The organism is Arthrobacter sp. P1_D4 (assembly GCF_056406115.1).
In genome coordinates this window covers 38,152-57,157 of record NZ_JBFUAU010000017.1, presented here as the reverse complement: position 1 = coordinate 57,157, position 19,006 = coordinate 38,152, and the positions used below count along the sequence as shown (strand labels likewise).

Sequence of the window (19,006 nt, the reverse complement as noted above, 5' to 3'; positions counted from 1 at the left end):
GCACAGACCAAGCCGCACACCAACAGACGCACCCAACAGGGCAGCACAGCAGAAAGAGGAGCCGTCCCACGATGACAGCATCCCCCCGCCCGTCAGCACCGCTTCGTCTGCTGGCGGTCCATGCTCATCCCGACGACGAATCCAGCAAGGGTGCCGCCACGATGGCGATGTATGCCGCCGCAGGCGTGGAAGTCCTGGTGGCCACGTGCACCGACGGCTCCCGCGGCGACATCCAGAACCCCGCGATGGAGGGGCAACCGCACCCCAAACGCGACATGGCCGGGGCACGCCGGCTGGAGATGGACGCCGCCGCGAACGTCCTCGGCATCCGGCAGCGCTGGCTCGGCTTCGTCGATTCCGGGCTGCCGGAGGGCGACCCCCTGCCGGCCCTGCCGCCCGGGTGCTTCGCCCTGCAGCCGCTGGAGCGGGCGGCCGCGCCGCTGGTCCGGCTGGTCCGGGACTTCAAGCCCCACGTGATCCTCAGCTATGACGAGAACGGAGGCTACCCGCACCCGGACCACATCATGGCGCACCGGGTGGCCGTCGAGGCCTTCGCGGCGGCCGGCGATCCTGCCCGGTATCCGGACGCCGGGGAGCCCTGGGAGCCCAGCAAGCTCTACTACGACCGCGCCTTCAGCCCGGACCGTTTCCGTGCCCTCCACTCCGCGCTGGAGGAGGCCGGCCTGCAGTCCCCGTATGCCGAGCGGCTCGCTGCGTGGCTGGAAGCGGACGCCGAGGGGCATACCCCGCCGCCGCCGACACACGCCACCACAACCCAGGTCGAGTGCGGCGATTTCTTCGAAGCCCGCGACGACGCACTCCGCTCACACCGGACCCAGGTGGACCCGGAAGGATTCTTCTTCGCGGTCTCCTCGGCCATGCAGCGCAAGGTCTGGCCGTGGGAGGACTACTCCCTGATCGAATCCCGGATCCCCGTAGATCTGCCCGAAACGGACCTCTTCGCCGGGCTAAGATAGAGACGAAAGGGCTCTTCTATCCAGTGTAGAAAAGATGCTGTAGACAAAGCACTGTAGAAAAGTCACCGCAGTAAAGACACCCAGTTCCACAGAAGGTTCCCCACCGTGCATTCCTTGCTCATCGCCCTCGCAACAGCCCCGGCGCCGACCCCTACGCCGTCGCTGCGCCCGGGCCTGTCCGAGGACCAGGTCACCCCGGGTCTGCTGGGCTTCCTGCTGACAGCCTTCATCGTGGTGTTGACCGCGCTGCTGATCGTGGACATGGTGCGGCGCATCCGCCGGGTCCGCTACCGTGCCCAGGTGGAGGCCGAACGTGAGGCCGCCGGGGACGCCGGATTCCCTGCCGACGGCACCGCCTTCCCCGCCGACGGCGGGGTTTCCCGGTCCGACGGCGCGGTTAACCGGCCGGAAGTCAACGGCGATGCGGGACCCGGAACCCGCTGACCGCGGATTCCCCAACCCGCCGTCCGGGGCCTCGAATGCCCTGGCGGCGGAACCCTCTGCGTACCTGCGCCAGCACGCCGGCAACCCCGTGCACTGGCAGCCGTTCGGTGACGCGGCCTTCGCCGCAGCTGCCGCCCGGGACGTGCCGGTGTTCCTCTCAATCGGCTACGCGGCCTGCCACTGGTGCCACGTCATGGCCCATGAATCCTTTGAGGACCGGGACACCGCCGACTACCTGAACGCCCACTTTGTCTCCATCAAAGTGGACCGCGAAGAGCGCCCTGACGTCGATGCCGTCTACATGACAGCGACGCAGGCGATCAGCGGCGAGGGCGGCTGGCCGATGTCCGTCTTCCTCCTGCCCGATGGCCGGGCCTTCCATGCCGGCACGTACTACCCGCCCCGGCCCATGCCGGGCCGGCCGTCCTTCCGGCAGGTCCTTGAAGCCGTGAACGAGGCCTGGACGGAACGCCGCGGCGCCGTCGAGGCCAACGCCGACACCCTGGCGCGCGGCATCGCCGCGTCCCAGCCGGCAGCCGCCCTGCATCTGGACGGGCCGCCCGGGGCCCTGGACGCGACGCTCCTTGCCGAAGCCGTCACCGCCCTCTCCGGCGCCGAGGACCGGGCCCACGGCGGCTTCGGCGGCGCGCCGAAGTTCCCGCCCGCGGCCGTGCTCGAATTCCTGATCCGTCACGCCGCAGTGCCCTCGGACAGCATGCCGCCGGCAGCCGCTCCGGACACCGCGGGCCAGGACACAGGGGGCCAGGACTCCGCGGACCTGGAGACAGGGGGCCAGGACTCCGCGGGCCTGGAGACCGCGACGGCGGCCCGGGACATGGCCGGTCGGTGCCTGGCAGCAATGTCCCGCTCGGCGTTGTTCGACCAGCTCGACGGCGGCTTCGCCCGCTATTCGGTGACGGCGGACTGGTCCGTTCCGCACTTCGAGAAAATGCTCTACGACAACGCCCAGTTACTGCGCGTCTATGTCCACTGGGTCCGGCTGGGCGGCACGCCGGAGTACCCGGCGGCCGAGGCCGCCGGAATTGCCGGACTTACCGCCGACTGGCTCCTGGCCCGCCTCGGGCTGGCACCTGCGACGCGCCCGGCGCCAGGACCGGCTCCAGCCCCTGTGGCGGGCCCTGCGGCGGGACCGGACACCGGGGTCGTGGCCCTGGCATCGTCGCTGGACGCCGACACGGTCGTCGACGGCGTGCACGCCGAAGGGGCCAGCTACCTGTGGACTCCCGGCGGCCTTGAGTCGCTCCTGGGCCCGGCCGACGGCGCCGCCGTGGCTGCCCTCATGAACGTCCGAATGCCCGGAAGCGTGAGCGCCGGCGGTTCGCCGCTGCATCCGGGCCGGGAGATGTCCGGCGGGGACGCCGCGCTGTGGCAGCGGGTGCGCCCGCTGCTGGCGCAGGCACGCAGCAACCGGCCCCAGCCCGGCCGGGATGACAAAGTGGTGGCGGGCTGGAACGGACTGGCCGTCGCCGCCCTCGCCGACGCCGGCGCCGTCCTGGCACGCCCGGAGCTGGTGGCCGCGGCGGAGCGGATCGCGGACTATCTTGAGCGCGTGCACTGGCGGCCCGCGGCGGATGGCCCCGGCAGGCTCATGCGCGTCTCCCACGACGGAGTGGCGCGGGGAATCGGCGGTTTACTGGAGGACTACGCCTTGTGCGCCGAAGGGCTGTTCGCGCTCCATGCGGTTACCGGGCACACCCGCTGGTACGGGCTGGCCGAGGCCATTCTGGACGCCGCCTGCAGGCGGTTCGCGGCCGACGGCGGCCTCAGGGACGCTGCGGGGGAGTCCGCGCAGGTCACGGCCGCCCAGGGCGGCCGCGACGGCCTGGAACCGTTCGACGGCGCCACCCCCAGCGGCGCCGCCGCGCTGGCCGGTGCCCTGCTGACCCACTCGGCCCTCTCCGGCTCGTCCGAACACCGCACCCTGGCGGCCAGCATCCTCGCCCTGCTGCTTCCTCCGCTTGCGGGCCAGGCACCCCGCGCCGCCGGCTGGCTGCTCGCGACCGCCCAGGCCGCCCTCGCCGGTCCCATCGAGGCCGCCGTCGCCGGACCGGACACCCCGGAACGGGTCGTGCTGCACCGGGAGCTGCTGCTCTCGGCCAGCCCCGGGCTGGTGGTCGCGGTCCAGGACGACGGCGCCGCCCGGCCAGTACCCCTGCTGCAGGGCCGCGGCGCGGGCCCGGACGGCGCCCCGCAGGTGTTCCTGTGCCGCGGCATGGTCTGCGGCCTCCCTGCGACTTCCGTCGAAGAAATGCGCGGGCAGCTGGCTAGGATGTCCTCATGACTGGTCAGGACGGCTTCGAGCTGGTGGTGTTCGATTGTGACGGTGTGCTGGTGGATTCCGAGGTGATCGCCATCCGGGTGGACCAGCGCGTGCTGGCCGATCTCGGCTGGGAGCTGGAACTCGATGACATCGTGGAACGGTTCGTCGGAAAGTCCGAGGCGCACTTTGTGGCCGCCGTCGAACAGCAGCTCGGGATCCGGCTGGCCGACGGCTGGGACCGCGACTACGGTCGCTGGTACCAGGAGGCGTTTGAACGTGATCTCGAGGCCGTTGACGGGATCGAGGACGCCCTGGCCCGGCTGTCCCTGCCGCACTGCGTCGCCTCCAGCGGCAGCCACGAAAAGATGCGCCGGACCCTGGGCAAGACCGGGCTGCTAAGCCGTTTTCAGGGCCGCATCTACAGCGCCACAGAGGTGGCCAACGGCAAACCCGCGCCGGACCTGTTCCTCCACGCCGCGGCGGGCCAGGGCGCCGCTCCCGGGCGGTGCGCCGTCGTCGAGGACAGCGCCTACGGCGTCCAGGCCGCCAGGGCGGCGGGAATGCACGTCTTCGCGTATGCCGGAGGTGTCACCCCGGCTTCCCGATTGGCCGGTCCCGGAACCACCGTCTTTTCAGACATGCGGCTGCTGCCCGAGCTCATTGCGGCAGGGCATCCCGGCTGAGCCGGGGGCCAACCCCTGACGCCGGAATTCCCCACCATTGAGGCCGGCGCCCGGCGTGCTGGGCCGGACTGCCGGCGAGTCCCGGCGTCGCAGTTTCAAAGGTGGGGAGAATCAGCGCAGCCGGCGTCAGCCCAGGACCGCGATGGCAATGGCGATGTAGTGCGCGGCGAAGGCAAAGACCGTCAGCGCGTGGAAGAGTTCATGGAAGCCGAAGTGTTTGTAGCTGAAGTTCGGCTTCTTCAGCGCATAGAACACGGCTCCCGTGATGTACAGGATTCCGCCGACGCAGATCAGCACCGCCGAGGCAGCGTTGGCGGCGAAAAAGTCCGGCAGGTAGAACAGCGAGCCGCAGCCGAGGGCGATATAGATCGGCACGTAGAGCCACCGCGGGGCATTGGTCCACAGCAGGCGGAACAGCACGCCGAGGATGGCCCCGGACCAGATCACCCAGAGCAGCACTTCGGCTTGCTGCCGGTCCAGCAGGGCCCAGGCGAGCGGCGTGTAGCTGCCGGCGATCACCAGCATGATGTTCGTATGATCCAGCCGCTTCAGGACGATCTTCACGCGCGGTGACCAGTTCCCCCGGTGATAGACGGCACTGACGCCGAACAGCAGGACCCCAGTAACGGCATAGACGGCGCAGGCCACCTTCAGGTCCGGCGGCGCCAGGATCACCAGCACCAGCCCGGCGGCCAGCGCCAGCGGGGCGGTGACGGTGTGGATCCAGCCCCGCCATTTGGGCTTGATCATCAGCAGTTCAGCCAGGCGCACCGCGGCGTCGTCCACCGGGGTTGCCCGCTTCGCCGGAGGCTCCGGCCGGGGCTCCGGACTGTTGCTTTCCATGCCGTAATAATAACCTACGCCGTAGTAAGTTACCGGTGAGTAGCAAGTCGTCCGGCGCTGTCCTGTGACGGAGCTGCACCCGGCACGGCCCTCCGGCAGGTAGCCTAGGATGTGCACTGAACAAGTACCTCAAGGAAGCCAGGTGAATCTCCGGATGGAAATGCCCGGATTCCTCTACGGCTTTTACGAGCGCAAGCTCCAACGCTCCCTCGATCCTGAACGGATCCCGCGCCACGTCGGCGTCATGGTCGACGGCAACCGGCGCTGGGCGCGCCAGTTCAACGCCCCCACGAGCCAGGGCCATCAGGCCGGTGCGGACAAGATCCACGAATTCCTCGGCTGGTGCCAGGAGCTGGGCATCAAGGTGGTCACCTTGTACATGCTCTCCACGGACAACATGAACCGCTCCGGCGAGGAACTCGACCTCCTGATGGGCATCATCGCCAACACCCTGGACCGGCTGGACGACGACGCCAATATCTCGGTGCACGCCATGGGCGCCCCCGAACTGCTGCCGGACTACCTCGCCGAGCGGCTGAACAACCTGACGGCGCGCACGCCCGCGCAGGAGAGGCTGCACGTCAATGTCGCCGTCGGCTACGGCGGACGGCGGGAGATTGTCGACGCCGTCCGGGAACTGCTGCACGACGCCGTCGCCCGGGGAGCGGACATCGGACAACTGGCCGATGAACTCACCGTGGATGACATCTCGCGCTTCCTCTACACCCGGGGCCAGCCGGATCCGGACCTGGTGATCCGGACCTCCGGGGAGCAGCGGCTGTCCGGATTCCTCATGTGGCAGAGCGCGTACAGTGAGTTCTACTTCTGCGAGGCCCTGTGGCCGGCGTTCCGCAAGGTGGATTTCCTGCGCGCCCTGCGCGACTACGCCGGCAGGCAGCGCCGCTTCGGCGCCTGAGCGGTTCACGCGGAATTCACAAGACGGCAACAAGAATCGCCGAAAAATTATCGGACAAACCGGCCCCCGGAGACGTACGTTAATCCCATCGGCAGGCAATTCGCCGGCCGATCGGGGAGGCCAGTACATGGAGCGGATTTTCGCACCGGGTGTATGGGAGGCCGCGTCCGGCCTCCAGGCCGAGCCGCCTCACCAATAACAATTCCGGGCATTGCCCCGGGGCTGGAGTCGATGTGGCTATTTCTGAGCAACTGCCCGACGTCATTTCCGATCAGGGACAGAAAGCTACCTCTCGCGCCAAGCGAGCCACCTCAAAGACCGGTGCAGCGGATTCCGCGGCGGCCGGTCTTGCTGTTTCCGGGGAAGGAACAGGGAGCCGGGGCACGGCCCGCAGTTTCGTGATCGATACCTCCGTCCTGCTCTCCGATCCGCGGGCCCTCCTGCGCTTCGCCGAGCACGAGGTCATCCTGCCGATCGTTGTCATCACCGAGCTCGAAGGAAAGCGCCACGACCCGGAGCTGGGATACTTTGCGCGCAAAGCCCTCCGGCTGCTCGATGACCTGCGGCTCGAGCACGGCGGCCTGGACCGTCCCATCCCGCTGGGCGACGGCGGCACGCTCATGGTGGAGCTGAACCATATCTCCGCCGAGGTGCTGCCCGCCGGGTTCCGCGGGGTGGACAACGACAGCCGCATCCTCGCGGTGGCCAAGAACATGGCCAACGAGGGCCGCGACGTGACGGTGGTGTCCAAGGACCTGCCGATGCGCGTCAAGGCCTCGGCCATGGGGCTGCTGGCCGACGAGTACCGCAATGAACTCGTCAAGGACTCCGGCTGGACCGGCGTCGCCGAGCTCGACGCGGGCGAGGACGAGGTTGCCACCTTGTACGGGCACGAGCCGGTATTCATCCCGGCGGCGGCCGAGATGCCGACCAACACCGGGCTGGTCCTGCTGTCCAGCCGCGGCTCGGCCCTCGGACGGGTAGGGGCGGACAAACAGGTCCGGCTCGTGAAGGGCGACCGCGACGTCTTCGGACTCCACGGCCGCTCGGCCGAGCAACGGTTGGCGATCGACCTCCTGATGGACCCGTCGGTCGGCATCGTGTCCCTCGGCGGCCGGGCCGGCACCGGCAAGTCCGCACTGGCCCTGTGCGCCGGGCTCGAAGCCGTCCTGGAGCGCCGGGAGCACCGCAAGGTGATCGTCTTCCGGCCCCTGTACGCGGTGGGCGGCCAGGAACTCGGCTACCTGCCCGGGTCCGAAGCGGAAAAGATGAACCCGTGGGCGCAGGCGGTCTTTGACACCCTGGGCGCGCTGGTCAGCCAGGAAGTGGTGGAGGAAGTGATGGACCGGGGCATGCTTGAGGTCATGCCGCTGACGCACATCCGCGGACGCTCCCTGCACGACGCATTCGTGATCGTCGACGAGGCGCAGTCCCTGGAGAAGAATGTGCTGCTGACTGTGATGAGCCGGATCGGCCAGAACTCCAAGATCGTCCTGACGCACGACGTCGCCCAGCGGGACAACCTGCGGGTCGGACGGCACGACGGCGTGGCGGCCGTCGTCGAGACCCTGAAGGGACACCCGCTGTTCGGCCACATCACCCTCACCGTGGTCCGGTTCGCCGGACCACGGCCCTTCGACGTTGTCAGGAAACCGTGGTTGGGTTCGCCGGGCAGCGGCGTCCCGCCGTCGCTTAGACACCTCCCGTCGCTGCGCTGCGGTCGCTGGGCGACCTTCGCTTCGCTTTGGTCGGCGATGCGCTCCTTAGCGGGACACCGCTGCCCCGCGATGCTGAGACGCCCACCAGCCGGGTCGCTGTCTTTCGTAGAGGAGCGCATCGCGGCGCATCGGATCCCCGGAGGTCGCCCAGCGACCGCAGCGGGTCCCATGCGTCGTGTCTAAGCGACGGCGAAAGGTGGCGGTCCGGCGAACCCAACCACGGCACCCACAACCACGGCAACCCAGCGACGGGAAGCGACAGGAGGCGTCTCAGCGACGGCGGGGGGCCGCTGCCCCGCTTGGGGGCTGCTACTGGTGGATGCCCAGGTACTTCGCGAAGGCTTCGTGGCCTTCGACGCCGAGATCCCAGTCGGGGCGTTTGAAGGTGGCGGGGGTGAGGCGGACGTTTTGGACCTCCTGGGCCTTGCCGCCCCAGGCAGCGCGGGTGACGCCGTTGAGCTCGTAGCCGATGGAGCGTGAGACGCCCAGGGACTGCTGGTTCCAGGCGGCGGCCTCGGATTCCGCCACTTCGGCGCCGAGCCAGTCGAAGGCATAGAGGGCGACGGCGGCCCGCATCTCCTTGCCGAAGCCCTGGCCGTGCACGCTTTGCCGCAGCCAGGAGCCCGTGGTGACCGTCTTCAGCGTGGCGAAGTCTTTGGCCGCGATGTCCTGGCATCCGATGAACTCGCCCTCGTGCCAGATGCCGAGCAGGAGTGTCCAGTCCTGCGGTGACATGTTCCCGCGGCACCGCCAGTACCACTGCGCCATGTTCGGGCCGAGCTCCTCAGCGGGGGATTCGGCCCAGGGCCTGCTGAAGGGGCTGCGGCCAGGCTCGTGCACGCCGCTCAGGGCGGCTGAGACCGCGGCCGGAATGTCCGCGTCGCGGATGGGGCGCAGCTGAAGGCGCGGCGTGGTCAGGCTCAGGCCGAAAGGGGGCCAGTAGTCGGCGGGTTCAGTCATCGCAGGAAGCTTAGCGGGGCCGGCGGGCGGATGCGAGTCACGGCCGGGCTACTCCGCGGGGACGTCCCAGCTGATGTGGCGCCGGACGTCCGTGAGGTTCATCGATTCGGCCAGGAACAGGTCATCGAGCATGTATTCGTCGACGCCCAGGATGCGGAGCCAGTGCCCGTAGCCGTCCTGCTCCGAGCCGGTCCCGGGCGCGTCCAGCCAGCGGCTCGCAACGCAGACGCCCGTGCCGGCGTCAATCCTCAGCAGCGTGCGTCCCGGACGGCACAGCGGGGCTCCGGGATCGGCGGGACGGTAGGAGAGGTTCGGGCTGACCGTCGATTCCAGGGCCGGCCGGCCCTCGTGGTCTACCTCCGTGATGGGGCCAAGCTCCACTGCGTTGGAGTTGGGGAACTCCAACGGGACGGGGGCGTTCCCCGCAAGCTCGACCGGGTCCAGGACGGCGGCGAACCTGCCGTTGCCGAACGACGGCTCGCCATAAGCTGCCTCCGGGCGGCGGCGCACCAGCCCGTCGTCGTCGTACACCGGCGTAACCAAATGCGGGGGCAGGAGCCAGGTCTTCCTCGTGGAGCTGATATAGAAGCCGCCGCGGGAATCATTGATGCCGGTGGTGCTGCCGATGACCAGGCCGTCGGCAGTCTCCAGCCGCAAGGCACCGGGCCGGCGCAGCCACCCCCTGACGAGGTCGCCGGGGGAGGGGGCCGCCGGGGACCCCGAGGAACCCGTGAGCGGCCGGTCCAGGTACTCGAACCTCAGCGACTGCCACTTCCAGGGCGATGACCGGCACAGGTTCCGGAAGGCCGCGGCCTTCTCCGCCGGGCCGCGGGGCGCGTCCGGCCCGCGCCGGTTCGTGCTGTCCCATGCGGCCATATCCACAGTTTACGCGCGGGGACCGCCGGGCCGGACGAATATCAAGTAGCATCCGAGGGTGATCGAACGACTCGGCATCCTGGGCGCCGCCAACCCGCTGGCTTTCTGGCTTGCCCTGGCTGCGTGTGCGTATTTCTTCGTGATGGCCGTTCGGCTCACGGTCATTGACGTCCGGCACCACCTGCTCCCGGACAGGATCGTCTTTCCCTCCTATGGGATCGCCGGAGTCCTTCTGCTGGGGGCGGCGGCCAGCCAGTTGCTTCCCGGCGGGCAGGACGTGGCCGGCACAGCGGACGCCGGGGCATTCGGCATTCCGGGTCTCCGTGTCCTGGCCGGCGGGGCAGCCCTCTGGCTCTTCTACTTTCTCCTGCACGCGGTCTATCCGCCGGGAATGGGATTCGGCGACGTGAAGCTCGCGGGCGTCCTGGGAATGTACCTGGGATTCCTGGGCTGGGGGCACGTCATGGCGGGGACCTTTGCGGCGTTCGTCCTCGGCGGGCTGTGGAGTCTCGGATTGCTCGCCGCGCGGCGCGGGACGCTGCAGTCGGCCATTCCCTTCGGGCCCTTCATGCTGGCCGGCACGGCCGCCGCCATGATGCTGCCCACGGCCGCCCCCAAAGGTTGCGGCGCCCCTGCCGGCACTCACCGGCTGCTGCCGGGCCGTTTCCGGACCGTCAGCCGCGCAGGCGGGTGAGCTCGTCGTCGTGGCCGGACCCACTGGTGTTGCCGTGGGCTGAAAGCCCTTCCGGTCCCGTGGGCTCCGCGGCGTCGGCGGCGTGGCGGGCTGCCGCCCGTTCCGCCTCGAGCCGCTCGGCTTCCTCGCCGCCGACTGCTTCGCCGCGGGCCACCATGCCGGCGGTGTCCGACAGGGGGATCTGCTTGAGGGTCAGGGCCAGGATCAGGGCGATGACCAGGAACGGCAGCAGGTACCAGAAGACGGGGGCGAGCGAGTCAGCGTAGGCGTTGACAATCGCGTCCTTGAGCTGCGCCGGGAGCTGGCTGAGGACCTGGGGGTCCATCGTCCGGGTGGACTGCGACGCCTGCTCAGCTGAGGCCCCGGCGCCGGTAAAGGCATTGGTCAGGGACTCGGAGAGCCGGGTGGTGAAGATGGAACCGAACACCGCGACGCCCAGGGACGCGCCCACCTCGCGGAAGTAGTTGTTGGTGCTCGTGGCCGTGCCGATCTGGTCCGCCGGCACCGAGTTCTGGACCACCAGGACAATCACCTGCATGATCGAGCCCAGGCCGGCGCCGAAGACGAACAGCTGCACGCAGATGACCCAGATGGGCGTGGCGGCCGTGAGCGTGGTCAACCACAGCATTGCCGCGATGGTCAGTATGGCCCCGAGGATCGGGAACATCTTGTACTTGCCGGTCTTGGAAATGCGGATGCCGGAGAAGATGGCCATGCCCATGAGTCCCACCATCATGGGCAGCATCAGCAGGCCGGATTCGGCGGCGGAGGTCCCGGAGGACATCTGCAGGAAGGTCGGGACGAAAGCGATCGCCGCGAACATGCCCAGCCCGAGGGTGAAGCCGATGGCAGTGGAGTTCACGAAGATGCGGTTCTTGAACAGGCTCAACGGAATGATGGGGTCCTCGGCCCGGCGCTCCACCAGGATGAAGGCCGTAGCGGCGAGCACCAGCCCGGCGCCGAACGCCCACGTCAGCGGCGAATCCCAGCCCTCGTCCTTCTTGCCGCCGAAGTCGGTGAAGAAAATCAGGCACGTGGTGGCTGCGGAGAGCAGCAGCACGCCCAGGACGTCGATCCGCTTCTCTGCCTTCTTGTTCGGCAGCGTCAGGGTGAACCAGGCGATGGTGAACGCGGCGATGCCGATCGGGATGTTGATGTAGAAGGCCCATTCCCAGTTCAGGTGGTCCACGAAGAAACCACCCAGCAGCGGGCCGGCGACGGCGGAGAGGCCGAAGATTGCGCCCAGCGGGCCCATGTACTTGCCGCGCTCCTTGGCCGGAACGATGTCGGCGATGATGGCCTGGGACAGGATCATCAGGCCGCCGCCGCCGAGGCCCTGGATGGCGCGGAAGACCACGAAGCCCCAGAAGTCCGTGGCGAGGGCGCATCCGACGGAGGCGAGGGTGAAGAGGCCGATGGCGATGAGAAACAGGTTCCGGCGGCCCAGGATGTCGCCGAACTTTCCATAGATGGGCATGACGATGGTGGTGGCGAGCAGGTAGGCCGTGGTGATCCAGGCCTGGTGTTCCACGCCGCCGAGCTTGCCGACGATCGTGGGCATGGCGGTGGAGACGATGGTCTGGTCAAGGCTGGAGAGCAGCATGCCCGCGATGAGGGCGGAGAAGATGATCCAGATGCGTTTCTGGGTCAGCAGCAGCGGCTCGGCTGCTGGCTTGGTGCTGACGGCGGCGCTCATTGCGCTCCTTCGGAAGGGTTGGGCTGGACAGTATTTGACTCGACTCCGTCGAAGTGGACTGTGTCGAACTGGGACATGGTGAACGGCAGGGAGAAGAGCATGCGGGCTGCTGCAATGTTTTCCAGCAGCAAGTCCTTGTAGGGGCGGGCGTTGCCCTCGGAGAAGTAGTCGGCGCTGGTTTTCCTGGCGATGTTTCCCAGGAGGACCACGGCCATGCGGACTACGGGATGATCGGCAGGTACGCCTTCCCTGGCCGCGAGCAGCCGGGCGAAGTCGGCCTCGCGTTCCTCGGTGGCGCCGATGATCTTCAGCATCAGCTGGGGCTCCTTCTTGATCACCCCGATCAGCTGGCGGGTCTCTTCCTCGGAGCCGCTCATCCGCTCCGACAGATCAAGGGACAGGCGTACGAGGTCGGCGAGGAGTGAGGCCGAGATTTCCCCAGCGGGCGAACCCGCGCCGCCCGCAATGAACCGGGCCACCACCTCTTCGGGAAAGTCGTCGTCGACGTGGCCCAGGATCGCGTCTTCCTTGGCAGGGAAGTAGTTGAAGAAGGTCCGGCGGGAGATGCCCGCGCGCTCGCAGACTTCCTCCACGGTGTAGCCGCTGAGGCCGCGTTCGGCGGTCAGGGAACGCGCGACGGCGGTGATCGCCGCCCGTGTTGCGGCCCGCTTGCGCTCGCGGAGGCCCCCCGAAGTAATTGCACTGTTTCCCATGGAGTGTATTTTTGCACTTAATCATAAATAGTGCAAAAGATACTGTGAACTGTTTGGGTTGTTTGGGCTGTGGCCGGCAATAATGTCGCTGCCCGGCCGTAGCCTGCTCCTGTCCAGCCATACCGCTGGCAACAGATGGCCCGCGACGAGGCAGAAGCGCCGTCGGGGCCGGAAATGGGGAAGCATGACAGATTCAGCCCTGACGCACGTGTACGTCCTCCTGGACCGTTCCGGGTCGATGAGTGCCATCGCCGATGACACTGTGGGCGGGTTTGCGGCGTTCATCCGCGAACAGCGGGCAGTGGCGGGCCGGTGCCGGCTGTCGCTGGCGCAGTTCGATGACACCTACGAGCGCGTCTACGCCTCGGTGGACATCCAGGACGTGCCGGCCCTTGACCTGCAGCCGCGGGGCAGCACCGCCCTGCACGACGCCATGGTCCGGCTGATCGGCGAAGCGGGTGCGGAACTGGCGGCCCTCCCGGAGGATCAGCGCCCCGGCACTGTGCTGGTGGCCGTGCTGACGGACGGCCACGAGAACTCCTCGCGCGAGGCCACAGGCGAGCTGGTCAAGGCCCTGGTCCAGCGGCAGCAGAGCCAGTGGGGTTGGCAGTTCACGTATTTGGGCGCCAACCAGGACGCCGTATTGACCGCCGGCGGCCTCGGCATCCGCGCCGAAGACGCCCTGACCTATGCCGCCGGGAACGTCGATGCTGCCTTCTCCGTCCAGTCCGCCAAGACGCGGCGGTTGCGGGAGGCGCGGATCGGCGGTGCCAGCATGGCGGATGCCGCGGCCGCGGCGGCGTACACGGCGCAGGAGCGGGAGGCCGCCGGCGGGGAACCGCCCAGGGTCTAAGTTCTGACCTGCGGTGCAGACATGCAGACGGCCGGCACCCTTCCAGAAAGGATGCCGGCCGTCGGCGGTTGTACTCTTCGGGGGCGGCGCCGCCCGGAGCCGTTAGGCCTTATGCGGCGGGCGCGTCATGGACATGACGTCCAGGGCGGTGTCCAGCTGCTCTTCGGTCAGTTCGCCGCGCTCGAGGAAGCCCATGGAGGCGACGGTCTCACGGATGGTCAGGCCCTCGGCCACGGCCTTTTTGGCGATCTTGGCCGCGTTCTCGTAGCCGATGAACTTGTTCAGCGGGGTCACAATCGACGGCGAGGCCTCGGCGAGGAAGCGGGCGCGCTCGACGTTGGCGGTGATGCCGTCGATCATCTTGTCGGCCATGACGCGGCTGGTGTTGGCCAGCAGGCGCACGGATTCAAGGAGGTTGGCGGCCATGACCGGGATGCCGACGTTGAGTTCGAAGGCGCCGTTGGTGCCGGACCACGCGATGGCGGTGTCATTGCCGATCACCTGGGCGCAGACCATGATGGAGGCTTCGCAGATGACGGGGTTGACCTTGCCCGGCATGATCGACGAGCCCGGCTGCAGGTCCGGGATGGCGATTTCGCCGAGGCCGGTGTTGGGGCCGGAGCCCATCCAGCGCAGGTCGTTGTTGATCTTCATGAAGGAAATCGCGATGTTGCGCAGCTGGCTGGACGCTTCGATGAGGCCGTCGCGGTTGGCCTGGGCCTCGAAGTGGTCGCGGGCCTCGGTCAGGGGCAGTCCGGTGTCGGCCGCCAGCAGTTCGATCACTCGCTCCGGGAATCCGGCCGGCGTATTGATGCCGGTGCCCACGGCGGTTCCGCCGAGTGGGACCTCGGCGACGCGGGGGAGGGCGGCGTTGATGCGCTCGATGCCGTAGCGGACCTGAGCGGCGTAGCCGCCGAACTCCTGGCCCAGCGTGACGGGGGTGGCGTCCATGAGGTGCGTGCGGCCGGACTTCACGACGTCCTTGAATTCGGTGGCCTTGCGTTCCAGCGACTCCGCCAGGTAGCCGAGGGCCGGGATCAGGTCATTGATCAGGGCGGACGTGGCGGCGACGTGGACGGACGTGGGGAAGACGTCATTGGAGGACTGCGAGGCGTTGACGTGGTCGTTCGGGTGGACAACCTTCTCGCTACCGGCGGACTTCAGGGCCCGCGAGGCGAGCTCGGCGAGGACCTCGTTGGTGTTCATGTTCGAGGACGTCCCGGACCCGGTCTGGAAGACGTCAATCGGGAAGTCGCCGTCGTACTTGCCGGCCGCAACCTGGTCGGCTGCGTCGGCAATCGCCTGGGCGAGCTCGCCGTCGAGCACCCCCAGTTCTGCGTTTGCCTGGGCGGCGGCCTTCTTCACCCGTGCCAGGGCTTCGATGTGGGCGCGCTCCAGCGTCTTGCCGGAGATCGGGAAGTTCTCGACTGCCCGCTGCGTCTGTGCGCGGTACAGGGCGTTCACGGGAACGCGGACTTCGCCCATCGTGTCGTGTTCAATGCGGAACTCTTCGGTGTTCAACTCATCTGTGGAAGTCATGGGGCTAGCTTATTGGGAGTAGGAGTCCCACCGAAAACCGTGAGCAGGCTGCGACGGCCGGGCGCCGGGGTTTACAGCCTGCCGATGCTGGAAACGAGATCGGCCCGGCCGTCAGCCAAGCTGTAGGCGAGGCCGATCACGGCGGTGCGGCCGCTGTCGACTGCGCCCGAAATCACCCGGGAACTGTCCACCAGCCGCTGCGAGGTCTGCTTGACGTTCTCAACCACCATGTCGTTGACGTCGGTCTGATTGTTACGCAGCGAGGTCAACACGGACGGGGTGATCCGCTCCACCAGGCTGCGGATGAAACCGACCGGCATCTGGCCGGTTTCCACGGCGTTCTTGGTTGCGGTGACAGCACCACAACTGTCGTGCCCCAGGACGACGATCAGAGGGACGTCCAGTTCGCTGACGCTGTATTCCAGCGAGCCAAGCACGGCGTCGTCGATCACCTGGCCGGCGGTGCGGACCACAAAGGCGTCCCCGAGGCCGAGGTCGAAGATGATTTCGGCGGCAAGCCTGGAGTCGGCGCAACCGAAGATCACCGCGAAGGGGTGCTGGTTTTCAACCAGCGACGAGCGTCGCGACGCGTCCTGGTTGGGGTGTGATGACGTGCCGGCGACAAAACGCTTGTTGCCTTCACGGAGACGCTGCCAGGCGAGTGCGGGAGTCAGATAAGTAGCCACGTGGCCACTTTACGGTGAAGGGCTGGCCGAAGGTGAAACTGTTGCGCCCGGCGTGCTGGACGATGCCCCGGCGGGCGGATTGCTTTCGAGTGACTTCACCACGGCGGTGGCCAGGGCGGAGAACTCCTCCAGCGTCGCGGATCCGGAGAGGATGACGGTGGTGCCGCGATCAGTCAGCACCATGGATTTCTCGCCCTTGCCGGTGTCGCGCAGTTCCCAGTCGCGGCCGCCGGCGTTGCGGGTGCCGGTCACGGGAGCGTTCTTGGTCTGCTGCAGGAGCCAGGTGGGGTTGGCCGTGCGGGTCTGCACGAGGGCGATGAAGGATTCCTTGGGCGTCAGGTAGCCGACTTCCCAGGCGGGGACGCCGCTGCCGGCGCCGGACTCCCAACGGGCGTAGTTGGCGCGGAATGTGTCGCCGGTATCGGCCGCCACGGGTGTGAATCCCGCCACACCCGCCGCGTTCTGCGCGGTGGCGCTGACATTGACGTTGGGCCGGTAACCGTCGGTCTTCGGAGAAGGATTCATGAGGACGATCGGCAGGAACGCGGCGATGCTCACCACCAGGGCGATGATCATGCCCATCACGGAGGCGTTGGCGCGTTTGGCCGCCGCGGCGGCGATGACGGGCTTCACGGGGGGCTGTCCGGAAGGGTCCGGGCCTGCCGCGGGGGAGCTGCCAGCCGGCGAACCGGGGGCGGCGGGGGAAGCGTCCTGCAATTCACTCACCCCTCTATAGTCGCGCATGTCCGGGCCGATCTCACATTCGCGGCGCAGCGGCCCCTCCGACGGTGAAGTGCGTCACGCGCCGGACATCCCATGACCTTGCGGGCCCGCCCCGACTATGATCAATATCAGACGAATCACCGCGACGGATCGATCCTGGCCGTACGGGTTCAACGACCGCCACTCGAAGAAGAGGTTCACGTGACACCAGCGCCCATGTCCCAGAAGTACTCCACGCTTTCCCCCTCGCTCGCCGTCGGGATCGATGAGCCTGACCGCAACCTCGCGCTGGAACTTGTCCGCGTCACGGAAGCCGCGGCCATCGCCGGCGGCCACTGGGTGGGTTTCGGCGACAAGAACAAGGCCGACGGCGCCGCCGTGGACGCCATGCGCTCCTTCCTGCAGACCGTGCACTTCAACGGCGTCGTTGTCATCGGTGAGGGCGAGAAGGACGAAGCCCCGATGCTGTTCAACGGCGAGCACGTCGGTGACGGCACCGGGCCCGAGTGCGACGTCGCCGTCGACCCCATCGACGGAACCCGGCTGACTGCCCTTGGCATCAACAATGCCCTGGCGGTCCTGGCCGTGGCCGAACGCGGCTCTATGTTCGATCCCTCTGCCGTGTTCTACATGGAAAAGCTCGTCACCGGCCCGGAAGCGGCCGACATGGTGGACCTGCGCCTGCCGGTCAAGCAGAACCTGCACCTGATCGCCAAGGCCAAGGGCGTAAAGGTCAACCAGCTCAACGTCATGATCCTGGACCGCGACCGGCACCGCCCCCTCGTGGAGGAAATCCGCGAAGCCGGCGCCCGCACGAAGTTCATCATGGACGGCGACGTCGCGGGGGCCATCGCCGCTGCGCGTGCCGGCACCGGAGTCGACGCCCTCATGGGCATCGGCGGAACCCCGGAAGGCATCGTCGCGGCGTGCGCCATCAAGTCCCTCGGCGGCGTCATCCAGGGCCGCCTGTGGCCCACGAGCGACGAAGAGAAGCAGAAGGCGATCGACGCCGGCCACGATCTGGAGCGCGTGCTCTCGACCAACGACCTCGTCTCCAGCGACAACTGCTACTTCGCGGCCACCGGCATCACCGACGGCGACCTCCTCAAGGGCGTCCGCTACTCCAAGGACAAGGTCCTCACCCAGTCCATCGTGATGCGCTCCAAGTCCGGCACGATCCGCTTTGTCGACGGCGAACACCAGGCCAGCAAGTGGGAAGGCTATGCCCGCAGGAGCTAGCACCTGAACGGCAACACTGAACTGCACGATAGAGCACAGCGAATCCCGGGCCGCCTCCGCGGTCCGGGATTCGTCGTCTTAAACCAGGTGCATGATGATGTGTATTGCGGTGGGGCGGCCGGGGCCCGTGGGATTAGATAGGGTGGAGCCATGACGTGGCTCGTAACTGGCGGTGCAGGATATATCGGTTCTCATGTGGTTTCCGCTTTGCGCGGTGCCCGGATCCAGCCGGTGGTGATTGACTCCCTCTCCAGCGGGCACCGTGAGTTCGTGCCGGCCGATGTGCCGTTCATCCATGGCAGCATCCTCGACGCCGACCTCGTAGCCCGCACGCTGCGGGAGCATGCGGTGACCGGGGTGATCCACCTGGCCGGTTTCAAGTACGCCGGGGTTTCCGTCCAGGAGCCGCTGCTGACCTATGAACAGAACGTCACGGGCACCGCGCAACTGCTCAAGGCCATGGAGCTCAGCGGCGTCGACAAGCTGGTGTTCTCCTCGTCCGCGGCTACCTACGGCACGCCCACCGGCGACATCGTCACCGAAGCGACGCCCACCAACCCGGAATCGCCCTACGGCGAGAGCAAACTCATCGGCGAGTGGCTGATCCGTGACCAGGGCCGGGCCCGGGGCCTGAACCACACCTCGCTGCGGTACTTCAATGTGGTCGGCTCAGGTGCGCCCGAGCTTTACGACACCAGCCCCCATAACCTTTTCCCGATCGTGCTGCGGGCGCTCACGGCCGGTAAGACGCCGCGCATCAACGGCATCGACTACAACACGCCGGACGGCACCTGCGTGCGCGACTACGTGCACGTGGCCGACCTGGCCACCTCGCATGTGGCCGCCGCCCAGGCGCTCGAGGCGGGCAAGCCGCTGGAGCGGGTGTACAACCTCGGATCCGGGGACGGGCTGTCCGTGCGCCAGATCATGACGGCGATGGCCGACGTCACGGGGATCGATTTCGAACCCGAAATCGGTCCGCGGCGGGCGGGGGATCCGGACCGGATCGTGGCCGACGGCACGCTGGCTGCCCGCGATCTCGACTGGAAGATGCGGCACTCCGTGGACCAGATGGTGGCCAGCGCCTACGACGCCCAGCGGCACGCCATCACGGCCAACTAACGCCCGCCACCAACACCGGCCACCGGGGCACGCCGGCCCGGCT

Annotated in this window: 17 protein-coding genes and 1 pseudogene; 10 read left to right on the top strand and 8 right to left on the bottom strand. The window is 68.0% G+C overall.

Translation table 11 applies throughout. The features are described 5' to 3' along the window. Positions 1-71: 71 nt before the first annotated feature. The 4 genes from mca (at position 72) to AC1D0A_RS16930 (ending at position 4,385) form a co-directional block, all read left to right on the top strand. The gene (gene mca / locus AC1D0A_RS16945; protein WP_028277371.1) at positions 72-977 is read left to right on the top strand and encodes a mycothiol conjugate amidase Mca; all 906 of its coding nucleotides are present in this window, start codon (positions 72-74) and stop codon (positions 975-977) included. Between the two features lie 105 nt (positions 978-1,082). Continuing rightward, entirely contained in the window at positions 1,083-1,421 is a 339-nt protein-coding gene (locus AC1D0A_RS16940) for a hypothetical protein (RefSeq protein ID WP_243180018.1), read from the top strand. Continuing rightward, a complete protein-coding gene (locus tag AC1D0A_RS16935; protein ID WP_476946355.1) occupies positions 1,399-3,723 on the top strand; it encodes a thioredoxin domain-containing protein in 2,325 nt (774 codons plus the stop codon). Before AC1D0A_RS16940 ends, AC1D0A_RS16935 begins: the two co-directional genes overlap by 23 nt. Further along, positions 3,720-4,385 (top strand): HAD family hydrolase, encoded by a 666-nt coding sequence (locus tag AC1D0A_RS16930; RefSeq protein WP_476946354.1) that lies wholly within the window; start codon positions 3,720-3,722, stop codon positions 4,383-4,385. The genes AC1D0A_RS16935 and AC1D0A_RS16930 overlap by 4 nt, the downstream gene beginning before the upstream one ends. A gap of 126 nt (positions 4,386-4,511) precedes the next feature. Here AC1D0A_RS16930 and trhA read toward each other — a convergent pair whose 3' ends face one another. Next, the gene (trhA, locus tag AC1D0A_RS16925; protein WP_253906810.1) at positions 4,512-5,228 is read right to left on the bottom strand and encodes a PAQR family membrane homeostasis protein TrhA; all 717 of its coding nucleotides are present in this window, start codon (positions 5,226-5,228) and stop codon (positions 4,512-4,514) included. A 154-nt stretch (positions 5,229-5,382) separates the two neighbouring features. On the opposite strand from trhA, the gene AC1D0A_RS16920 reads away from it, so the two are divergent. After that, positions 5,383-6,144, top strand: a complete 762-nt coding sequence (locus AC1D0A_RS16920; RefSeq protein ID WP_476946394.1) for an isoprenyl transferase — start codon at positions 5,383-5,385, stop codon at positions 6,142-6,144. Between the two features lie 233 nt (positions 6,145-6,377). Next, a pseudogene (locus AC1D0A_RS16915) lies at positions 6,378-7,751 on the top strand (PhoH family protein); the annotation flags it as partial. A 420-nt stretch (positions 7,752-8,171) separates the two neighbouring features. Here AC1D0A_RS16915 and AC1D0A_RS16910 read toward each other — a convergent pair. Further along, positions 8,172-8,822, bottom strand: a complete 651-nt coding sequence (locus AC1D0A_RS16910) for a GNAT family N-acetyltransferase (RefSeq protein ID WP_476946353.1) — start codon at positions 8,820-8,822, stop codon at positions 8,172-8,174. A 48-nt stretch (positions 8,823-8,870) separates the two neighbouring features. After that, entirely contained in the window at positions 8,871-9,698 is an 828-nt protein-coding gene (locus tag AC1D0A_RS16905; RefSeq protein WP_476942938.1) for a hypothetical protein, read from the bottom strand. A gap of 58 nt (positions 9,699-9,756) precedes the next feature. On the opposite strand from AC1D0A_RS16905, the gene AC1D0A_RS16900 reads away from it, so the two are divergent. Continuing rightward, positions 9,757-10,392: a prepilin peptidase gene (locus AC1D0A_RS16900; RefSeq protein ID WP_476946352.1), complete on the top strand. Its 636-nt coding sequence runs from the start codon at positions 9,757-9,759 to the stop codon at positions 10,390-10,392. On the opposite strand, the gene AC1D0A_RS16895 is transcribed toward AC1D0A_RS16900, so the two are convergent. Beyond that, positions 10,373-12,088: an MDR family MFS transporter gene (locus AC1D0A_RS16895; protein ID WP_476946351.1), complete on the bottom strand. Its 1,716-nt coding sequence runs from the start codon at positions 12,086-12,088 to the stop codon at positions 10,373-10,375. The two genes, AC1D0A_RS16900 and AC1D0A_RS16895, sit on opposite strands and share 20 nt — an antisense overlap. Continuing rightward, positions 12,085-12,801, bottom strand: a complete 717-nt coding sequence (locus AC1D0A_RS16890; RefSeq protein ID WP_476946350.1) for a TetR/AcrR family transcriptional regulator — start codon at positions 12,799-12,801, stop codon at positions 12,085-12,087. Before AC1D0A_RS16890 ends, AC1D0A_RS16895 begins: the two co-directional genes overlap by 4 nt. A 184-nt stretch (positions 12,802-12,985) precedes the next feature. Here AC1D0A_RS16890 and AC1D0A_RS16885 point away from each other — a divergent pair, with 184 nt between their 5' ends. Beyond that, complete coding sequence (locus AC1D0A_RS16885; RefSeq protein ID WP_459384191.1) at positions 12,986-13,654, top strand: VWA domain-containing protein; 669 nt, start codon at positions 12,986-12,988, stop codon at positions 13,652-13,654. Positions 13,655-13,756: 102 nt separating this feature from the next. On the opposite strand, the gene AC1D0A_RS16880 is transcribed toward AC1D0A_RS16885, so the two are convergent. The 3 genes from AC1D0A_RS16880 to AC1D0A_RS16870 all read right to left on the bottom strand — a co-directional run bounded on the left by AC1D0A_RS16880 (position 13,757) and on the right by AC1D0A_RS16870 (position 16,605). Further along, positions 13,757-15,193, bottom strand: a complete 1,437-nt coding sequence (locus tag AC1D0A_RS16880; protein WP_476946349.1) for a class II fumarate hydratase — start codon at positions 15,191-15,193, stop codon at positions 13,757-13,759. A 71-nt stretch (positions 15,194-15,264) separates the two neighbouring features. Next, positions 15,265-15,879 (bottom strand): carbonic anhydrase, encoded by a 615-nt coding sequence (locus tag AC1D0A_RS16875; protein WP_028277382.1) that lies wholly within the window; start codon positions 15,877-15,879, stop codon positions 15,265-15,267. A gap of 9 nt (positions 15,880-15,888) precedes the next feature. Beyond that, positions 15,889-16,605, bottom strand: a complete 717-nt coding sequence (locus tag AC1D0A_RS16870) for a DUF4245 domain-containing protein (protein ID WP_439954115.1) — start codon at positions 16,603-16,605, stop codon at positions 15,889-15,891. Positions 16,606-16,818: 213 nt separating this feature from the next. Between AC1D0A_RS16870 and glpX the strand changes: the two genes are divergently transcribed. Together glpX and galE are read left to right on the top strand one after the other, a co-directional pair. Then, positions 16,819-17,841: a class II fructose-bisphosphatase gene (glpX, locus tag AC1D0A_RS16865; protein ID WP_028277383.1), complete on the top strand. Its 1,023-nt coding sequence runs from the start codon at positions 16,819-16,821 to the stop codon at positions 17,839-17,841. Positions 17,842-17,991: 150 nt separating this feature from the next. Next, on the top strand, positions 17,992-18,963 hold the full coding sequence (gene galE / locus AC1D0A_RS16860) for a UDP-glucose 4-epimerase GalE (RefSeq protein WP_243179952.1): 972 nt from the start codon (positions 17,992-17,994) through the stop codon (positions 18,961-18,963). Positions 18,964-19,006 lie beyond the last annotated feature (43 nt).

Bases quoted from the DNA above. Each gene is read 5' to 3' on its own strand.
- mca (WP_028277371.1), top strand. From the start codon at position 72: ATGACAGCATCCCCCCGCCCGTCAGCACCGCTTCGTCTGCTGGCGGTC.
- AC1D0A_RS16935 (WP_476946355.1), top strand. From the start codon at position 1,399: ATGCGGGACCCGGAACCCGCTGACCGCGGATTCCCCAACCCGCCGTCC.
- AC1D0A_RS16930 (WP_476946354.1), top strand. From the start codon at position 3,720: ATGACTGGTCAGGACGGCTTCGAGCTGGTGGTGTTCGATTGTGACGGT.
- trhA (WP_253906810.1), bottom strand. From the start codon at position 5,228: ATGGAAAGCAACAGTCCGGAGCCCCGGCCGGAGCCTCCGGCGAAGCGG.
- AC1D0A_RS16920 (WP_476946394.1), top strand. From the start codon at position 5,383: ATGGAAATGCCCGGATTCCTCTACGGCTTTTACGAGCGCAAGCTCCAA.
- AC1D0A_RS16910 (WP_476946353.1), bottom strand. From the start codon at position 8,822: ATGACTGAACCCGCCGACTACTGGCCCCCTTTCGGCCTGAGCCTGACC.
- AC1D0A_RS16905 (WP_476942938.1), bottom strand. From the start codon at position 9,698: ATGGCCGCATGGGACAGCACGAACCGGCGCGGGCCGGACGCGCCCCGC.
- AC1D0A_RS16895 (WP_476946351.1), bottom strand. From the start codon at position 12,088: ATGAGCGCCGCCGTCAGCACCAAGCCAGCAGCCGAGCCGCTGCTGCTG.
- AC1D0A_RS16890 (WP_476946350.1), bottom strand. From the start codon at position 12,801: ATGGGAAACAGTGCAATTACTTCGGGGGGCCTCCGCGAGCGCAAGCGG.
- AC1D0A_RS16885 (WP_459384191.1), top strand. From the start codon at position 12,986: ATGACAGATTCAGCCCTGACGCACGTGTACGTCCTCCTGGACCGTTCC.
- AC1D0A_RS16880 (WP_476946349.1), bottom strand. From the start codon at position 15,193: ATGACTTCCACAGATGAGTTGAACACCGAAGAGTTCCGCATTGAACAC.
- glpX (WP_028277383.1), top strand. From the start codon at position 16,819: ATGTCCCAGAAGTACTCCACGCTTTCCCCCTCGCTCGCCGTCGGGATC.
- galE (WP_243179952.1), top strand. From the start codon at position 17,992: ATGACGTGGCTCGTAACTGGCGGTGCAGGATATATCGGTTCTCATGTG.